Source organism: Streptomyces sp. NBC_00620, assembly GCF_026341825.1.
GTDB lineage: Bacteria > Actinomycetota > Actinomycetes > Streptomycetales > Streptomycetaceae > Streptomyces.
This window is the reverse complement of sequence record NZ_JAPENY010000002.1, coordinates 540,298-557,571: the sequence shown is the minus strand read 5'-3', so window position 1 is coordinate 557,571 and position 17,274 is coordinate 540,298. Positions and strand designations below refer to the sequence as shown.

The following is a 17,274-nucleotide window of genomic DNA, read 5'->3' as shown; positions in this document are numbered from 1 at the left end:
CGACCGGTCAAGCAAGCAGTCACGCACGTCCATGCACCAACTCGCCCCGCTCTTCCGCTCGTTGAAGGGACGCACATGGACAGAACACTCGGGCTCGGCGCTCGCGCCATGGCAGCCGCTCTCATCGCGTCGGGGGCGCTCGTCGCCCTCCCCCACCCGGCGCACGCGGCCACCGTCACGATCTCCGCCCTCCAGGGCTCGACCCGGATCTCCCCGTACAACGGCACCTCGGTCACCACCACCGGCATCGTCACCGCGATCCGCTCCACCGGCTCCTCGCGCGGCTTCTGGATCCAGAGCGCGAGCGGTGACGGGAACGCGGCGACCAGCGACGCGGTCTTCGTCTACCGGGGTTCGACGACGCCGAGCACCACGGTGGGCAACAGCGTCACGGTCACCGGCACGGCCGCCGAGTACTACCCCGGCTCGGCCAACGGCAGCCAGTCGCTCACCGAGATCTCCGGCGCCACCTGGACCACCAACTCCACCGGGAACACACTGCCTTCGGCCACGACCATCAGTAACGCGACGGTTCCCGCCACCTACACGCGCACCAACAGCGGCGGCTCCATCAACTCCTTCACGCTCGCCCCGACGACGTACGCCCTGGACTACTACGAGTCCCTGGAGGGCATGCGCGTCGCGGTGGGCAGCGCGCCGGTCGTCGGCGCGAGCAACGAGTACGCCGAGCTGTGGGTGAACGTGAAGCCCACGCAGGTGACTTCGGCGCGCGGCGGCTCGCTCTACTCCTCGTACAGCAGCCAGAACTCGGGGCGCGTCCAGATCGGCACGCTGCTGTCGTCGACCTTCCCGACGGCGACGGTGGGCGACACGCTCTCCGGGGCGACCGGGCCGCTCGACTACATCGCGTACGGCGGTTACACCCTCCAGGCCACCACACTCGGCACGGTGACCTCGGGCGGTCTCGCCAAGGAGACGACGGCCACGCAGTCGACGAGCCAGCTCTCCGTGGCGACGTACAACGTGGAGAACCTCGACCCGACCGACGCCGCCTCGAAGTTCACGGCGCTCGCCTCGGGCATCGTGGGCAACCTCAAGTCGCCCGACATCGTGGCCCTGGAGGAGGTCCAGGACAACAACGGCGCGACCGACGACGGTACGGTCTCGGCCACCACCACCCTGTCCACGCTGATCTCCGCGATCACGGCCGCCGGCGGCCCCACGTACTCGTACACGCAGATCAACCCGACGAACGACGCCGACGGCGGTGAGACCGGCGGCAACATCCGGCAGGTCTTCCTCTACAACCCGGCACGCGTGGGCTTCACCGCCCGCGGCAGCGCGACGGCCACCACCGCGAACTCGGTGACCACCAGCGGCGGTGTGGCCCAGCTGACCTACAACCCGGGCCGGATCGCGCCCTCCAACTCGGCCTGGTCGGCCAGCCGCAAGCCGCTGGCCGCCGAATTCACCTTCGGCGGCGAGAAGTTCTTCCTGATCGCCAACCACTTCGTGTCGAAGGGCGAGGACTACTCACTGCACAGCCAGCACCAGGATCCGGCCCGCGCCTCGGAGACCCAGCGCACCAGTCAGGCCGCGCAGGTCAACTCCTTCACCGACTCGATCCTCGCCGCCCAGTCCACGGCGAACGTGATCGTGCTCGGCGACCTGAACGACTACCAGTTCTCCACCACCGTCTCGACCCTCGAGGGCGGGGTACTGACCGACCTGGTGGACACCCTGCCCGCTTCGCAGCAGTACACCTACGTCTACGACGGCAACTCTCAGGTCCTCGACCACACTCTGGTCAGCTCCGCCATCACGTCGTACGACTACGACATCGTCCACATCAACAGCGAGTTCCCGGACCAGACCAGCGACCACGACCCGCAGGTCGTCCGGATCACTCCCTAACGATCAGGCCCTGAACTCCGAGGTGGTGGCCGTCAACCGACAGGCCACGGGCCCCGGTTCACGCACCCGCGCCAGGCGGTCGGACATCCGCCGCTTGGCGTGGGCGGCCCGTCGCAGCATCTCCACCCGCCGGTAGCGCAGCAGTTCGGCCGGGTCGGGGCGGACGGCTCCGGCGAGCTCGTAGCCGTACGAGGTGAGCCGGTCGCCCAACACGTCGTCGCACAACCGGATCTGAGCCGGTGTCAGCCGGGTGGTCCAGCTTCCCGCCCGCGAGCTGTCCAGGGCGCCGTGCGTACGGCGGTGCCAGGTCTTGCGGGCGGGCACCGCCACCTCGGCGACCCGGTACGGCTCACGCATCTCGGGGGCGTACTCCTCCCCCAAGTACCCGCACACTCCGCGGAGTTGTCCCTCGGGGTCGGCCACGAGGTCCTCGAAGCGCAGCTCGTGCCAGCTGCCGGGGCCCAGTTTCCGTGCGTACGTCCGCGTGGTGTCCATGACCTGGGCCCAGGTGGCCACGGCCTCGTGGAAGCCTCGATGCCACCAGGGCATGCCGAGCAGCGAGGCGACACAGTCCCGTCCGTCCCGGACGAGGTGGATGAACTGCGCGTCGGGAAACAGCCGCAGTATCTCCGGCACATGGAGGGCGTACGCGGGCCGCTTGTCGCCCCAGCGCACCTTGCCGTGCTCCTCGGCGTACGCCCTGAGCACGATGCCCAGCGCCGACCCGAGCGTCGGCGGCCCCTCGGTGATCCGCTCGGCCACGCGTCCGGCGTCCACCCCCAGCTCGTGGAACCGCGTCTCCTTGCGCCCCGTGATCCACTGTGCGAGCCCGGCCCGGTTGCCCCGCTCCCGCAGATCCCCGAAACCCAGCCGCCCTTCGTACGCGGGCAGCACGAAACGCGTCTCGGGCGGCAGCGCGATCCGCGGGTGCTCGTGCAGCATGAGCTGCAGAAGTGTGGTCCCCGAGCGAGGACAGCCGAGGACGAAGACGGGTCGTACAGAAGCAGGCACGACTCCACGCTGTCGCGCCGCCATGAGCCCTGCCTGGGACGGCGCTGAGAATGCCGTGTGAACTCCGGGGCGCCGGGGGCCGTCGCCGCACACCGTCCCCGCGCGCGGCGGGGCCGGGAATTCCGCTGGATCACTGGGGGAAACGGCTGCTCGGAGCCCATCCGGTCCACTACTGTTTCACCAGTCGCGCACGTGTTCCCCACGGTTACCGCCGTTCACGTGCCTGCGCCCCTCTCTTGTGCCAAGACCAGAAGCTCCTGGCTCAGACCAGAAGACGAATCCGCGTTCGCCATGGGCGACGCTGGAGGAACGCGCATGCCAGAAAAGAACCCGGAGCCCGGGCCCGACCAGCCCGCCGGCTCCGAGGAGAGACCCATCCCCTCAACGGAGATCGCCGCTTGGAGTCCCACCCCGCAAGGCGCCCCCTACCCGGCGGAGATGCCGCCCTTCGCAAGGATCCCGATGCCCTGGGAGCCCGATGAGGCCCCGGAGGAGGCCCGGCTGCCGGGCACCCGGCGACTGTGGCTGGCCGGCGGGCTCGCCATAGCGGTTCTCATCGCCACCGCCACCGCGATCGCCGTACTGGACAGTGGTACTGACGCGCCGTCACAAGAACGGGCGAACCGGCCCGCCTCCGACACGGACGTCCCGTTCATACCCGGTGTCTCCGCCGCGGCCACCGAGGCCGCCGTGGCACCGAGCGGCAAGACCGGCTTGTCCTCCCCTGCGCCCGCCGCCTCGCCGAAGCCCTCGGGACAGGGGTCCGACAACAAGCCCGTCACCCCGGCGCCGAAGCCCACCGCGTCGAGCAAGCCCTCCGCTTCCGCGACCGCCTCCGCGCTGACGTCGGTCCAGTCGGTCAACTACCCCGACCGGTACTGGCGCGTGAGCAACAGCGTCGTGCAGCTCGACCAGGTGAGTTCCCAGAGTTCGGCCGCGGCCAAGCAGAACTCGAGCTTCAAGCGGGTCAAGGGACTCGCGGACCCCTCCTGCTACTCCTTCGTCACCGTCGCCGGCAACTACCTCCGCCACCGCGAATTCGTCCTGCGCGCCGAGCACAACAACGGCTCCGACCTTTTCAAGAAGGATGCGACCTTCTGTCCCCGGCCGACGTCGTCCTCCGGCGCGATCATGCTGGAGTCGGTCAACTATCCGGGCCGCTACCTGCACCACGACGACTTCCAGCTGCGCCTGGACGCTCTGGACGGACGCGACAACCACCGGCACGACCGTGACGACCGCGAGGACTGGACGTTCCGGCTGGTGAAGGGCTTGGGGAACTGGAGCTGAGCCCGGAAGACCGGAGCTGAGCCCCGGAAACAGCTGTGGCCCCCGGCGCACTGCCGGGGGCCACACACGTACACGCGGAGCTCAGAGGTACGCGGAACTCAGACGTTGAACCCGAGCGCCCGAAGCTGCTCGCGCCCGTCGTCCGTGATCTTGTCCGGACCCCACGGCGGCATCCAGACCCAGTTGATGCGCAGCTCGTTGACGATGCCGTCCGTGGCGGACTTGGCCTGGTCCTCGATGACATCGGTCAGCGGGCAGGCCGCGGACGTCAGGGTCATGTCGATCGTCGCGATGTTCGCGTCGTCGATGTGGATGCCGTAGATGAGGCCGAGGTTGACGACGTCGATACCCAGCTCGGGGTCGACGACGTCGTACAGCGCCTCACGGACCTCTTCCTCAGAGGCCGGCTTCATCTCGATGGTCTCGCTCATGCCGTCTTCCTTTCGGCGGCGTCCGATCCCAGTGCCTGGGCCGTCGCATCCTTCCACGCCATCCAGCTGAGCAGCGCGCACTTCACCCGGGCCGGGTACTTGGAGACACCGGCGAACGCGACCGCGTCCTCCAGCACCTCCTCCATCGCCTCGTCCGGCTCGATCCGGCCCTTGGACTGCATCAGCTCCAGGAAGGTCTCCTGGGTCTTCTGCGCGTCGGCCAGGTCCTTGCCGACCAGCAGCTCGTTCAGCACGGAGGCCGAGGCCTGGCTGATGGAGCAGCCCTGCCCCTCGTACGAGATGTCCGCGATCCGTTCGCCGTCGTACTTCACGCGCAACGTGATCTCGTCCCCGCACGTGGGATTGACGTGGTGCACCTCGGCGTCGCCATCCCTCAGACCGCGCCCGTGCGGGTGCTTGTAGTGGTCCAGGATGACTTCCTGGTACATCGAATCAAGCTTCACGACTCAGCCAGCTCCTCAGCCGAAGAAGTTCCGTACGTGCTCCAGCCCGTCGACCAGTGCGTCGACCTCGGTCGGCGTGGAGTACAGATAGAACGACGCTCGTGTGGTCGCAGGAATTCCGTACCGCAGGCAGACCGGCCGTGCGCAGTGGTGTCCGACCCGGACGGCGATGCCCTGCTCGTCGAGGACCTGGCCCACGTCGTGCGGGTGGATGTCACCGAGCGTGAACGAGATCGCGGCGCCGCGGTCCTCGGCCGTCGTCGGGCCGATGATCCGCAGGTCGGGGACCTCCAGGAGCCGCTTCACCGCGTACTCGGTGAGCGCGTGCTCATGGGCGAGGATCTTGTCCATGCCGATCGCGGACAGGTAGTCGATCGCCGCACCGAGACCGACCGCCTGGGCGATCGGGGGCGTGCCCGCCTCGAACTTGTGCGGGGCCGGAGCGTACGTCGACGAGTGCATCGACACGGTCTCGATCATCTCGCCGCCGCCCAGGAACGGCGGCAGGTCCTCGAGCAGCTCCTGACGGCCCCAGAGGACGCCGATGCCCGTCGGGCCGCACATCTTGTGGCCGGTGAAGGCCACGAAGTCGGCCTGGAGGGCCTGTACGTCCAGCGGCATGTGCGGTGCGGCCTGCGAGGCGTCGATCAGGACCAGGGCCCCGACCTCCTGCGCCCGGCGCACTATCGCCTCGACCGGGTTCACGGTGCCCAGGATGTTCGACACGAGCACGAAGGAGACGATCTTCGTCTTCTCGGTGATGATCTCGTTGATGTTCGAGAGGTCGAGGCGGCCGTCGTCGGTGAGGCCGAACCACTTCAGCTTCGCGCCCGTGCGCTGCGAGAGCAGCTGCCACGGCACGATGTTGGAGTGGTGCTCCATCTCCGTGATGACGATCTCGGTCTCGTGGTCGACCCGGTAGGGCTCATCGGCCCAGCCGAGCATGTTGGCCACGAGGTTGAGCGACTCGGAGGCGTTCTTGGTGAAGATCACCTCGTCGCGGCTCGGCGCGTTGATGAACGCGGCGACCTTGTCGCGCGCACCCTCGTACAGCGCCGTGGCCTCCTCCGCGAGCACATGCACACCGCGGTGGACGTTGGCGTTGTACCGCTCGTAGTACTCGTTCAGGGCGTCCAGCACCTGGCGCGGCTTCTGCGAAGTCGCCGCGTTGTCCAGGTACACGAGCTTCTTACCGTCGTGGACCTGGCGGTCCAGGATGGGGAAGTCCTTGCGGATCGCCTCGGTGTCGAGGAGGCCCGGCAGCTGCGTCACGCGGATACGCCACCCTTCGTGTAAGCCTCGTAGCCCTCGTTCTCCAGCTTGTCGGCGAGTTCGGCGCCGCCGGACTCGACGATCCGGCCCGCGGAGAAGACGTGGACGAAGTCGGGCTTGATGTAGCGCAGGATGCGCGTGTAGTGGGTGATGAGCAGGGTGCCCACCTCGCCGCTCTCACGGACGCGGTTGACGCCCTCGGAGACGACGCGCAGGGCGTCGACGTCCAGGCCGGAGTCGGTCTCGTCGAGGATCGCGATCTTCGGCTTGAGCAGTTCGAGCTGAAGGATCTCGTGGCGCTTCTTCTCACCGCCGGAGAAGCCCTCGTTCACGTTGCGCTCGGCGAAGGCCGGGTCCATGTTGAGGCGCTCCATGGCCTCCCGGACCTCCTTCACCCAGGTACGCAGCTTGGGGGCCTCGCCGCGGACGGCCGTGGCGGACGTACGCAGGAAGTTGGAGACGGAGACGCCGGGGATCTCGACCGGGTACTGCATCGCCAGGAACAGGCCCGCGCGGGCGCGCTCGTCGACGGACATCTCCAGGACGTCCTCGCCGTCGAGGGTGACGGTGCCGCCGGTGATCGTGTACTTCGGGTGGCCCGCGAGCGAGTAGGCGAGGGTCGACTTGCCGGAGCCGTTCGGGCCCATGATGGCGTGGGTCTCGCCCTGCTTCACGGTCAGGTCGACGCCCTTGAGGATCTCCTTCGTGGCGTTGTCGGCCTCGACGGTGACGTGCAGGTCGTGGATTTCAAGCGTTGCCATGGGTTCCTCAGGACTCCTGGGTGAGGGAGACGAGCACGTCGTCCCCTTCGATCTTTACGGGGTATACGGGGACGGGGCGCGTCGCGGGAAGGCCGGACGGCTTGCCGGTGCGGAGGTCGAAGCTGGAGCCGTGCAGCCAGCACTCGATCTGACAGTCCTCCACCTCGCCCTCGGAGAGCGAGACGTTCGCGTGCGAGCAGATGTCGTTGATCGCGAACACCTCGCCCTCTGTCTTCACGACCGAGACCGGCGTGCCGTCGAGTTCCACCCGTTTCGGGGTGTCCTCCTCCAGCTCGCTCAGCCCACAGGCGCGTACGAACGTGACCATCAGACCGACGCCTCCAGCTCCTCGTCGATCCTGGCGAGAAGGCGCTCCTGGATGTCGTCGACCCGGATCTGCTGGACCAGCTCGGCGAAGAAGCCGCGGACGACCAGTCGGCGGGCCTCGTCGGCCGGGATGCCGCGGGCCATCAGGTAGAAGAGCTGCTCGTCGTCGAAGCGGCCGGTCGCGGACGCGTGACCCGCGCCGACGATCTCGCCGGTCTCGATCTCCAGGTTCGGCACGGAGTCCACCCGGGCGCCGTCGGTCAGAACCAGGTTCCGGTTCATCTCGTAGGTGTCCGTGCCCTCGGCCGTGGCCTCGATGAGGACGTCACCGATCCACACCGAGTGGGCGCCCTCGCCCTGGAGCGCGCCCTTGTAGGCGACGTTCGACTTGCAGTGCGGGGCGTTGTGGTCGACCAGGAGGCGGTGCTCCTGGTGCTGGCCGGCGTCCGTGAAGTACAGGCCGAAGAGCTCGGCCTCGCCGCCGGGGCCGGCGTACGCGACGCGCGGGTGCAGGCGTACGAGATCGCCGCCGAAGGTGACCACGAACGACTTGAACGTGGCGTCCCGGCCGATCAGCGCGTTGTGCTGGGCCACGTGCACGGCCTTGTCGTCCCAGTCCTGGACGGAGACGACGGTGAGCTTGGCGCCGTCGCCCAGGATGTAGTCGACGTTGGCGGCGAGGACCGCGTCACCGGTGTGGTCGATGACGACGACGGCCTCGGCGAAGGCTCCCAGCTCGATGACCTGGTGGCCGTAGGCGACCCCGCCCTCGCCGTGCACGGCGATGCGGATCGGCTCGGTGAGCACCGTCTCCTTGGGGACGGTGACGACACCGGCCTTCTCGAACGCCGAGTACGCCTGGGCGGCGATCCGGTCCACCGGGGTGCCGGCCTTGCCGAGCCGGACGTCGTCACGGCCGACGGTCTCCACGAGGACGCCCTCGGGCGCCTCGATGTCGACCTTCAGGCCGTCGCCGGTGGCGACCGCGGTGCCGTCGTGCAGCCCGCGCAGCCGCTCCAGCGGCGTGAACCGCCACTCCTCCTCACGGCCGTGGGGGACGGGGAAGTCCGCCACGTCGAAGGACGGGGGCGCGCTCATGCGCGTGGCGACGGTCGACTCGGCGGCCACCGCGATCTGGCCGGCGGTGGTGGACCCCACCGGAATGTTCTGAGCCTCAGCCATGGCTGTCGGTCTGCTCGCTTTCTTGCGTGAGTGGCTTGACGGGGACGGCGATCGGCGTTTAGCCGACAGCGCCCTCCATCTGGAGCTCGATCAGCCGGTTGAGCTCAAGTGCGTACTCCATGGGCAGCTCCTTGGCGATCGGCTCGACGAAGCCGCGCACGATCATCGCCATCGCCTCGAACTCGGTCATGCCCCGGCTCATCAGGTAGAAGAGCTGGTCGTCGCTGACCTTGGAGACGGTCGCCTCGTGGCCCATGGACACGTCGTCCTCACGGACGTCGACGTACGGGTACGTGTCGGAGCGGGAGATGGTGTCGACGAGCAGCGCGTCGCACAGCACGTTCGACTTGGAGCCGTGGGCGCCCTCGCCGATCTCGACGAGACCGCGGTAGGACGTACGACCGCCACCGCGTGCCACGGACTTCGACACGATGTTGGAGGAGGTGTTCGGCGCCATGTGGACCATCTTGGAGCCGGCGTCCTGGTGCTGCCCCTCGCCCGCGAAGGCGATGGACAGGGTCTCGCCCTTGGCGTGCTCGCCCATCAGGTAGACGGCCGGGTACTTCATGGTGACCTTGGAGCCGATGTTGCCGTCGATCCACTCCATGGTCGCGCCCTCGTACGCCACGGCGCGCTTGGTGACCAGGTTGTAGACGTTGTTCGACCAGTTCTGGATGGTCGTGTAGCGGCAGCGGCCGCCCTTCTTCACGATGATCTCGACCACCGCGGAGTGCAGGGAGTCCGAGGAGTAGATCGGCGCCGTACAACCCTCGACGTAGTGCACATAGGCGCCCTCGTCGACGATGATCAGCGTCCGCTCGAACTGGCCCATGTTCTCCGTGTTGATACGGAAGTAGGCCTGGAGCGGGATCTCGACGTGCACGCCCTTCGGCACGTAGATGAAGGAGCCGCCGGACCACACGGCGCTGTTCAGCGACGCGAACTTGTTGTCACCGACCGGGATGACGGTCCCGAAGTACTCCTTGAAGAGCTCCGGGTGCTCCTTCAGCGCGGTGTCGGTGTCCATGAAGATGACACCCTGCGCCTCGAGCTCTTCGTTGATCTGGTGGTAGACGACCTCGGACTCGTACTGGGCCGCGACACCGGCGACGAGGCGCTGCTTCTCCGCCTCCGGGATGCCGAGCTTGTCGTACGTGTTCTTGATGTCCTCGGGCAGGTCCTCCCAGGACTCCGCCTGCTTCTCCGTGGAGCGCACGAAGTACTTGATGTTGTCGAAGTCGATGCCCGACAGGTCCGAGCCCCAGTTCGGCATGGGCTTCTTCTCGAACAGGCGCAGGCCCTTGAGACGGAGCTTGGTCATCCACTCCGGCTCGGACTTCTTCTGGGAGATGTCGCGGACGACGTCCTCGTTGATCCCTCGCTTGGCAGAGGAACCGGCCACGTCGGAGTCGGCCCAGCCGTATTCGTAGTTGCCCAGCCCGTCGAGCTCGGGGTGGGCAGTCTCCTCGATGGGGAGCGTCATGCGGGGTTCCTCCCGGCGGTACTTGCAGATGCGTTAGGTGCTGTCTTGGAAATCTTGGGGATGAACGTGGTGCATACGCCGTCGCCGTGGGCGATGGTCGCCAGCCGCTGCACATGGGTGCCGAGCAACTGCGAGAAGATCTCGGTCTCCGCCTCGCACAGCTGCGGGAACTGCTCGGCGACATGGGCGACCGGGCAGTGGTGCTGGCAGAGCTGCTCGCCGACCGGTGCGCTTCGCGCCGTAGCAGCGTACCCGTCCTCGCTCAGGGCCTTGGCCAGGGCTTCGGTGCGCTTCTCGGGGGCGGCGGCCTCTATGGCCGTGCGGTAGGCGCCCGCCTGTGCGGCGATCCTGGCGCGGGCGAAGGCAACGACCGCCTCGTCCCCGCCCTCGCGCTCTGCGATCCAGCGCAGGGCGTCCGCGGCGAGCTTGTCGTAGGACTGGTCGAAGGCGTCCCGGCCGCAGTCGGTCAGGGCGAAGACCTTGGCGGGGCGGCCGCGCGTGCGCGCTCCGTAGACCCGCTGCTCACGTGCTTCCACGATGTCGTCGGCGACGAGTGCGTCGAGATGCCGGCGTACGGCGGCGTGGGTCAGTCCCAGCCGTCCGGCGAGGTCGGCCACCGTCGACGGGCCGTGGTCCAGGACGGAGCGCACGAGCCGGTTGCGCGTGGAGCGCTCCCCGGTCGCGAGTTCCTCCTGTGGAGCCTCGCCAACGTTTTTCACAACGCCATTGTTGCGTAATTCCTCAGAGCCTGACAAGCCGCGCCCGAGGCGTGGACGGTGCCGTGCATCACTTAGGTATACCTAAGCTGACCTGCAGAAACGATCTTTGATCGATCAATTCACTGGCGTCAGGACAGACACTCGGGGACACTGCCGAACCATGCCGACACCCCCTCCCACCGGCCCACTCGTCACCCGCGACACAGTCTCGGCACAGCTGCAGTCGTTAGGTGTACGGCCGGGTGAAACGCTCCTTCTGCACTCCTCGCTCAGCTCCCCCGGCTGGGTCTGCGGCGGAGCCGTCGCCGTCGTCCAGGGACTGCTCGACACCCTCGGCCCCGACGGAACCCTGGTGGTCCCCACCCAGTCCGGCGACCTCTCCGACCCGGCGCTGTGGAGCAATCCGCCGGTACCCGAGGAATGGTGGCCGGCCATCCGGGCGGCGATGCCCGCGTACGACCCCCTCGTCACTCCCGCACGCGGGGTCGGCGTGATCCCGGAGACCGTACGCAACTGGCCCGGCGCCCTGCGCAGCGCGCACCCGCAGACCTCGTTCGCGGCGATCGGCCCGGGCGCGGCGGCGGTCGTCGAGGGCCACGCGCCGGACTGCCGCCTCGGGGAGCGCAGCCCGCTGGCCCGCCTTGAGGAGATGGGCGCCCGGGTGCTGCTGCTGGGCGCGGGGTACGACGCGTGCACCGCCTTCCACCTGGCCGAATACCGGATTCCGTCGCCGCTGGTCGAGGTGGGCCGGCCGGCCGCGGGCGGCTGGGAGGAGGTGACGGAGGTGTCGATCAGCTCCGAGCGCTTCGACGAGCTGGGCTCCGACTTCGAACGCGACCGTCCCGTCGTACGGGGCCGGGTGGGCGCGGCCGATACACGGCTGTTCCCGGTGGCCGACGCCGTGGCGTACGCGGAGCGGTGGCTCGCGCTGCACCGGCCGCGGGAGCCGTACGTGGATGCGGCACCCCGCGCCCGGGAGCCCCGGACGCGTCCCTAGACTTGCTCCTCATGCGAAGCGAGCCCGTGGTCCAGGTCCAGGCCTTGGTGAAGAGGTACGGCAGGAAGACCGCGGTGGACGGCCTCGACCTGGTCGCCAAGGCGGGCATCACCGCCGTGCTCGGCCCCAACGGCGCAGGCAAGACGACCACGGTCGAGACCTGCGAGGGGTACCGGAAGCCGGACTCCGGCACCGTGCGCGTCCTGGGCCTCGACCCGGTCCGGCAGGCCGGGCAGCTGCGCCCGCGGATCGGCGTCATGCTCCAGTCCGGCGGCGTCTACTCGGGCGCACGGGCCGACGAGATGCTGCGCCACGTGGCGAAACTGCACGCGCACCCGCTCGACGTGGACGCGCTCATCGAACGGCTCGGTCTCGAAAGCTGCGGCCGTACGACGTACCGGCGGCTGTCAGGCGGCCAGCAGCAGCGCCTCGCGCTGGCGATGGCCGTGGTCGGCCGCCCCGAGCTGGTCTTCCTCGACGAGCCGACGGCGGGGCTCGACCCGCAGGCCCGCCGGGCCACCTGGGACCTGGTCCGCGACCTGCGCACCGACGGTGTCTCGGTCATCCTCACCACGCACCACATGGACGAGGCGGAACAGCTCGCGGACGACGTCGCGATCATCGACGCGGGCAAGGTCATCGCCCAGGGCACCCCCGACGAACTGTGCCGCGGCGGCGCCGAGAACACCCTGCGCTTCAGCGGCCGTCCAGGGCTCGACGTGGCCTCCCTGCTCAAGGCGCTCCCCGCGGACAGTACGGCGGCGGAGCTGACGCCGGGCTCGTACCGGGTCGGCGGCAAGGTCGACCCGCAGCTGCTCGCGACGGTCACCTCCTGGTGCGCACAGCACGGGGTGATGCCGGAGAAGATCTCCGTCGAACGCCACACACTCGAAGACGTGTTCTTGGAACTGACCGGCAAGGAGCTGCGTTCGTGACCACCGCCACCGCCGGTACGTACACCCCGAAGCCCGGGGCGGCCCCGCTCCCCCGGATGATCGCCACACAGGCCGTCCTCGAGACGAAGATGCTGCTCCGCAACGGCGAGCAGCTCCTTCTCACGGTCGTCATCCCCACACTCCTGCTGGTCCTGTTCAGCGCGGTGGACATCGTCGACACGGGTTCCGGCAAGGCGGTCGACTTCCTGGCCCCCGGCATCCTCGCGCTCGCCGTGATGTCGACGGCGTTCACGGGCCAGGCGATCGCGACGGGCTTCGAGCGCCGCTACGGCGTCCTGAAGCGGCTCGCCGCCTCGCCGCTCCCCCGCTGGGGCCTGATGACCGCGAAGACGGCGTCGGTCCTGGTCACGGAGATCCTCCAGGTGCTCCTGCTGACGGTGATCGCCCTCGCCCTCGGCTGGTCCCCGCACGGCAACCCCCTCGCCGTCCTGCTCCTCCTGATCCTCGGCACCGCCGCCTTCTCGGGCCTCGGCCTGCTGATGGCCGGCACCCTGAAGGCGGAGGCCACCCTGGCCGCCGCGAACCTGGTCTTCCTGCTCCTCCTCGTCGGCGGCGGCGTGATCGTCCCCCTCGACAAGTTCCCCTCCGGCGCCCAGGACGCCCTCGGCCTGCTGCCGATCTCGGCCCTGTCGGACGGGTTGCGGGATGTGCTGCAGCACGGGGCGGGGATGCCGTGGGGGGACCTGGGGATCCTGGCGGTGTGGGCGGTCGTGGGGCTGGGGGCGGCGGGGAAGTTCTTCCGCTGGGAGTGACGCCCCTGAGGGAACCGCGTGGGAGTGACGCCCCCCGGGGGAGAACGGCGTCCGGCCGTCCTGCCGTCTCGCGGGAGTGACGTTCGTACGGAGTGGGAAGAGACGCTCCGTGTTCGAGTCCGTGGAAGCTTCGAGTCAGCGTGCTCTACAACCGCTGCTGCACGACGTCGTCTTCTGTGTCGCCGCCCCGGCCTTCGCCGCTTCGTCCCGTGACGGGCAGCTGAGAGGCATACGGGCAGAGGGCTTCTACGACCACGACCGCCGTCTGCTGCACACGCTCTGCCTGCTCCTGGACGAGCGCGAACCCGAACCCATAGGTGTCCAGCCCCTGGGCCCGCACCAGGTCAGGTTCACCGCCGTCCACCGCTACCCACGGGACCGGACCGACGACCCGACGCTGATCGTCGAGCGCATCCGCACCGCAGGCAGCGGCGAGACCATATCCCTGCGCAACATCGGCACCGCCGAACGCCGATTACACGTACAGCTGGCCGCCGCGTCGGACCTCGCGGACATCGCCGACGTCAAGCGCGGGCACAGCCGCCCGGTACTGCGCTGCGCGGCGGCCCGGGCCTCTCTCGCCTGGCGCTCCCCCAGCGGCCGTGCCCGGATCACCGTCGTGACCGGCCCGAGGCCCGAGACCTCCGGGGGCCCGGAAGGGGGAACCATGACCTGGCCCCTGGTGGTACTGCGACCGGGAGAGAGCTGGCAGGTCGAACTCGCCGTCACCGGCCGCGCGGTGCCGACACCTCCGGGACACCCCGTGGCCCCCACCACCCCCGCTCCCTGGAACGACCCGGTGGTCGCCGGCGACCGGCGGCTCATGGGGCTGGTCAGACGGGGGCTCGGCGATCTCCGTGCGCTGCGCCTCGCCGACCCTCAGCGCACCGCCGACACCGGACCCGAGGACCAGTTCATCGCCGCGGGCTGCCCCTGGTACCTCACGCTCTTCGGCCGGGACTCGATCTGGTCGGCACGGATGATGCTGCCGCTGGGCACGGACCTGGCCCGCGGCACCCTCTGGGCACTGGCCCGCCGACAGGGGCGAGTGCACGACCACTACCGCGAGGAAGCGCCGGGGCGGATCCTGCACGAACTGCGTCCGGCGGAGGCCCAGCACGGCCACGGCCTGTTCCTACCCGCGTACTACTACGGATCGGTGGACGCCACACCGCTCTTCGTGACGCTGCTCGTCGAGGCCTGGCACTGGGGACTGTCCGACGAGGACGTGACCGCCCTGCTGCCCCACGCGCAACGCGCCATGGACTGGGTCCTGAAGTCCAGCAGCCGCGACGAGGACGGCCTGCTGCGCTACTACCCGCGCGCCGGAGGCCTGCGCCACCAGTCATGGAAGGACAGCGACGACGCGGTACGCGACGCCGAGGGCAGGCACATCGAACCCCCACTGGCTCTCTGCGAAGTACAGGGATACGCGTACGAGGCTGCCGTGGGCCTCGCCTCACTGCTGAACAGCCGTGGCCAACGCGAGGCCGCCCAAAGCCTGCTCGCCTGGGCGGATTCCCTTCGGAAACGCTTCGCCGACTCCTTCTGGATACCCACCCGGAACGGCCCCGCGTCACGCTACGTGGCCATCGCCGTGGGCCAGGGACTCACGCCGGTGAGCGGTCCGGCGTCGAACATGGGCCAGCTGCTGTCAACAGGCATCCTCGATCCCGACGGCCCCGGCGATATCGCCGCCTGGCTGGCGGACGACAAGCTCAACTCCGGCTGGGGACTGCGCAGCCGCTCGGCCGCCGTGCCCGGCTTCAACCCGCTGAGCTACCACGGGGGTTCGGTGTGGACCCACGACACCGCGATCGCCATACAGGGCCTGTGCGCGACCGGCCGCCACGAGGAGGCCAGCCAACTCGTGGACGGCCTCCTGGACGCCGCCACCTACTTCTCGTACCGCATGCCCGAGCTGTACGCGGGCGACGCCCGCACCGATGACTCCCCCGCCCCGCTCGCCTACCCGGCCGCCTGCCGCCCGCAGGGCTGGTCGGCGGCCTCGGGGGTGGCGGTACTGTCCGCCCTGCTCGGCCTGAAGCCCGACGTCAGCAGCCGAACACTGCGCGTACGCCCGGTACCGCAGTGGCCGATGACGGTACGTGGGCTGGTCCTTGCGGGTCAGCGACTGACCGTGGAAGTGGACAGGGAGGGCGAGGCGAGGGTCTCGGGGCTGCCGGAGGGCTGGCGGGTGTCCCCTTTGTAGGGGCCAGGGCCTGTCGCCAGGAGCGTCCAGTACTCGTCGAGCATCGGGTCGACGTAGACCTCCTCCAGGTCGAAGCGGTCGCGGACGTGCTCGCGGGCCATGTATCCGGCCTTCCTGGCCAGCGAGGGCTCAGTGAGCAGGGGCCACAACTCGTCGGCGAGGCGGGACGCCAGCTTCTCCGCGTCCTGGTCGGGGGTGACCAGTGCGCTGCCGCCTTCACCCAGGCCTCCCACACCGGTGGCCACCACGGGGCGGGCCGCGCACATCGCCTCCAGGGGGGCGAGGCCCATGGGCTCGTCGAAACGCGAGGGGTACACCACGACGGTGGCCTCCTGGTACAGCTTCCGCATGTCCTCAATACCGGCCGGCCTGAACTCGACGTCCTGCCCTGGCCCTTCCGAAAGCTCGCACACCTCGACGAGCTTGGACAGCTTGCCGCGGAACTGACCGCGCTCACCGTGGAAGTCGACCGTCTCGAACGGGTCCGTGAGGACCAGCCGAGGACGCAGCAACGCCAGTTTCCCCCTGCACCCCTTCGCACGCTCGACGAGGAGCTTCAGCATCAAGATCGCCACATCGGCGCCCTTGTTGGGGATGAGCCGGGCCGGCAGCAGAACGACCGGATGACGACCGGGCTCTTCCTCGACCTCCGGAATGCTCTCGTACTGGCGCGTGTCCACCCCCAGATAGGTGCGTTCCACTTCCAGATCGGTGCGCTTGGCACCCTGCCGCAGCACCTCGCGGCACTCCTTGACGAGAAAATCCGACACCGCATGATGGACGTCCCAAACGGCGCACTCCCTTGCGATCCGCTCACCCTCGTCGGTGCGCCAGATGCTGTGGTAGGTGTGCAGCAGTACGAGGTTCAGTTCGCTCTGAAGAGCCTTCAGGGCACGTGCGGGGGCGCTGGAGAAGTGGTGCAGGTTGTGGCCGTGGATCAGCCGGATGGGGTCCCCGGGCGAAGTGAGCCGGCTGCGGAACCATTCGCGCAGCTCCTTCAGAGTCGCTTCGTTGTCCTCATGTCCGGCCGACAGATCGAGCATCTTGTGCCGGATCACTTTTACGCCGTCACACGGCCGATGGGCGCCGACCGATCCGGTGAACACGGTGACCCGATGGCCCCGGCGCGCCAACGCCTTGGAGTAGTCCCAGAGATGGGTTTCCACCCCACCGACGACGGGTGGGAACGACCAGTGGACCAGCCCGATGTGCAGCTTCTGCCCCTGCTGGGCATCGGCTTCCTCATCGGATCCTGCCTGCTGCTGGCCCACCGCGCCTCCGCGAGTCGTAGATGCCCGAAACGCAGAATCAACGACTAGTACAGGATGAGGACACTGATAGACGCGGCTTGGTTCCGTGCGGTTGCCTGGTTGCGTGCGCCACCGGCGAGGACAATGGACTGTAGTACACGCACGGCGACCGGGGGGCACTATGGCGATACGGACGATACGGGTGATGCCTTGGGCATTAGGCGACCGCAACGGCTCACTCGTAGCCCGGCGTCGCTTCAACACCGCTCTCAGCTCCCTGACCGGGGCAGGG

16 protein-coding genes are annotated in these 17,274 nt (G+C 68.9%); 6 read left to right on the top strand and 10 right to left on the bottom strand.

The annotated features are described in order from the left end of the window. Nucleotides 1–75: 75 nt before the first annotated feature. Nucleotides 76–1,875 carry an endonuclease/exonuclease/phosphatase family protein gene (locus OG246_RS21665; RefSeq protein ID WP_266465934.1) on the top strand — a complete coding sequence of 600 codons (1,800 nt, stop codon included), beginning with the start codon at nucleotides 76–78 and terminating at the stop codon, nucleotides 1,873–1,875. Nucleotides 1,876–1,878: 3 nt separating this feature from the next. On the opposite strand, the gene OG246_RS21660 is transcribed toward OG246_RS21665, so the two are convergent. Continuing rightward, nucleotides 1,879–2,910 carry a sulfotransferase gene (locus OG246_RS21660; RefSeq protein ID WP_266465931.1) on the bottom strand — a complete coding sequence of 344 codons (1,032 nt, stop codon included), beginning with the start codon at nucleotides 2,908–2,910 and terminating at the stop codon, nucleotides 1,879–1,881. Nucleotides 2,911–3,201: 291 nt separating this feature from the next. On the opposite strand from OG246_RS21660, the gene OG246_RS21655 reads away from it, so the two are divergent. After that, nucleotides 3,202–4,176, top strand: coding sequence for an AbfB domain-containing protein (locus tag OG246_RS21655; RefSeq protein WP_266465928.1), 975 nt, complete (start codon nucleotides 3,202–3,204; stop codon nucleotides 4,174–4,176). 98 nt (nucleotides 4,177–4,274) lie between these two features. On the opposite strand, the gene OG246_RS21650 is transcribed toward OG246_RS21655, so the two are convergent. Genes OG246_RS21650 through OG246_RS21615 form a run of 8 tightly spaced genes read right to left on the bottom strand, consistent with a single transcriptional unit; the run spans nucleotide 4,275 to nucleotide 10,815 of the window. Continuing rightward, entirely contained in the window at nucleotides 4,275–4,607 is a 333-nt protein-coding gene (locus tag OG246_RS21650) for a metal-sulfur cluster assembly factor (protein WP_030039960.1), read from the bottom strand. Then, the gene (sufU, locus tag OG246_RS21645) at nucleotides 4,604–5,071 is read right to left on the bottom strand and encodes a Fe-S cluster assembly sulfur transfer protein SufU (RefSeq protein ID WP_266465919.1); all 468 of its coding nucleotides are present in this window, start codon (nucleotides 5,069–5,071) and stop codon (nucleotides 4,604–4,606) included. Before sufU ends, OG246_RS21650 begins: the two co-directional genes overlap by 4 nt. 15 nt (nucleotides 5,072–5,086) lie before the next feature. Beyond that, a complete protein-coding gene (locus OG246_RS21640) occupies nucleotides 5,087–6,343 on the bottom strand; it encodes a cysteine desulfurase (protein ID WP_266465916.1) in 1,257 nt (418 codons plus the stop codon). Next, a complete protein-coding gene (gene sufC / locus OG246_RS21635; RefSeq protein ID WP_266465913.1) occupies nucleotides 6,340–7,104 on the bottom strand; it encodes a Fe-S cluster assembly ATPase SufC in 765 nt (254 codons plus the stop codon). Before sufC ends, OG246_RS21640 begins: the two co-directional genes overlap by 4 nt. A gap of 7 nt (nucleotides 7,105–7,111) precedes the next feature. Next, nucleotides 7,112–7,432 (bottom strand): bifunctional 3-phenylpropionate/cinnamic acid dioxygenase ferredoxin subunit, encoded by a 321-nt coding sequence (locus OG246_RS21630; RefSeq protein ID WP_266465910.1) that lies wholly within the window; start codon nucleotides 7,430–7,432, stop codon nucleotides 7,112–7,114. Then, complete coding sequence (gene sufD, locus OG246_RS21625; RefSeq protein ID WP_266465901.1) at nucleotides 7,432–8,613, bottom strand: Fe-S cluster assembly protein SufD; 1,182 nt, start codon at nucleotides 8,611–8,613, stop codon at nucleotides 7,432–7,434. The genes OG246_RS21630 and sufD overlap by 1 nt, the downstream gene beginning before the upstream one ends. Before the next feature lie 58 nt (nucleotides 8,614–8,671). Further along, on the bottom strand, nucleotides 8,672–10,096 hold the full coding sequence (sufB, locus tag OG246_RS21620; RefSeq protein ID WP_266465900.1) for a Fe-S cluster assembly protein SufB: 1,425 nt from the start codon (nucleotides 10,094–10,096) through the stop codon (nucleotides 8,672–8,674). Continuing rightward, nucleotides 10,093–10,815 (bottom strand): metalloregulator ArsR/SmtB family transcription factor, encoded by a 723-nt coding sequence (locus tag OG246_RS21615; RefSeq protein WP_266465899.1) that lies wholly within the window; start codon nucleotides 10,813–10,815, stop codon nucleotides 10,093–10,095. The genes sufB and OG246_RS21615 overlap by 4 nt, the downstream gene beginning before the upstream one ends. Nucleotides 10,816–10,975: 160 nt before the next feature. Between OG246_RS21615 and OG246_RS21610 the strand changes: the two genes are divergently transcribed. From OG246_RS21610 to OG246_RS21595, 4 genes are all read left to right on the top strand, one after another. Then, a complete protein-coding gene (locus tag OG246_RS21610) occupies nucleotides 10,976–11,812 on the top strand; it encodes an aminoglycoside N(3)-acetyltransferase (protein WP_266465895.1) in 837 nt (278 codons plus the stop codon). An 11-nt stretch (nucleotides 11,813–11,823) separates the two neighbouring features. Continuing rightward, nucleotides 11,824–12,747 carry an ABC transporter ATP-binding protein gene (locus OG246_RS21605; RefSeq protein WP_266465892.1) on the top strand — a complete coding sequence of 308 codons (924 nt, stop codon included), beginning with the start codon at nucleotides 11,824–11,826 and terminating at the stop codon, nucleotides 12,745–12,747. A gap of 56 nt (nucleotides 12,748–12,803) precedes the next feature. After that, entirely contained in the window at nucleotides 12,804–13,520 is a 717-nt protein-coding gene (locus OG246_RS21600; protein ID WP_266470782.1) for an ABC transporter permease, read from the top strand. A gap of 109 nt (nucleotides 13,521–13,629) precedes the next feature. After that, complete coding sequence (locus OG246_RS21595) at nucleotides 13,630–15,732, top strand: glycogen debranching N-terminal domain-containing protein (protein WP_266465888.1); 2,103 nt, start codon at nucleotides 13,630–13,632, stop codon at nucleotides 15,730–15,732. Here OG246_RS21595 and OG246_RS21590 read toward each other — a convergent pair. Further along, nucleotides 15,648–17,003 carry a glycosyltransferase family 4 protein gene (locus tag OG246_RS21590; protein WP_266465885.1) on the bottom strand — a complete coding sequence of 452 codons (1,356 nt, stop codon included), beginning with the start codon at nucleotides 17,001–17,003 and terminating at the stop codon, nucleotides 15,648–15,650. The genes OG246_RS21595 and OG246_RS21590 overlap by 85 nt on opposite strands. Between the last annotated feature and the right edge of the window lie 271 nt (nucleotides 17,004–17,274).

Coding starts and splice junctions, on each gene's coding strand:
- sufB (WP_266465900.1), bottom strand. CDS start 10,096: ATGACGCTCCCCATCGAGGAGACTGCCCACCCCGAGCTCGACGGGCTG.
- OG246_RS21605 (WP_266465892.1), top strand. CDS start 11,824: ATGCGAAGCGAGCCCGTGGTCCAGGTCCAGGCCTTGGTGAAGAGGTAC.
- OG246_RS21610 (WP_266465895.1), top strand. CDS start 10,976: ATGCCGACACCCCCTCCCACCGGCCCACTCGTCACCCGCGACACAGTC.
- OG246_RS21630 (WP_266465910.1), bottom strand. CDS start 7,432: ATGGTCACGTTCGTACGCGCCTGTGGGCTGAGCGAGCTGGAGGAGGAC.
- OG246_RS21600 (WP_266470782.1), top strand. CDS start 12,804: ATGATCGCCACACAGGCCGTCCTCGAGACGAAGATGCTGCTCCGCAAC.
- sufC (WP_266465913.1), bottom strand. CDS start 7,104: ATGGCAACGCTTGAAATCCACGACCTGCACGTCACCGTCGAGGCCGAC.
- OG246_RS21655 (WP_266465928.1), top strand. CDS start 3,202: ATGCCAGAAAAGAACCCGGAGCCCGGGCCCGACCAGCCCGCCGGCTCC.
- sufD (WP_266465901.1), bottom strand. CDS start 8,613: ATGGCTGAGGCTCAGAACATTCCGGTGGGGTCCACCACCGCCGGCCAG.
- OG246_RS21660 (WP_266465931.1), bottom strand. CDS start 2,910: ATGGCGGCGCGACAGCGTGGAGTCGTGCCTGCTTCTGTACGACCCGTC.
- OG246_RS21665 (WP_266465934.1), top strand. CDS start 76: ATGGACAGAACACTCGGGCTCGGCGCTCGCGCCATGGCAGCCGCTCTC.
- OG246_RS21650 (WP_030039960.1), bottom strand. CDS start 4,607: ATGAGCGAGACCATCGAGATGAAGCCGGCCTCTGAGGAAGAGGTCCGT.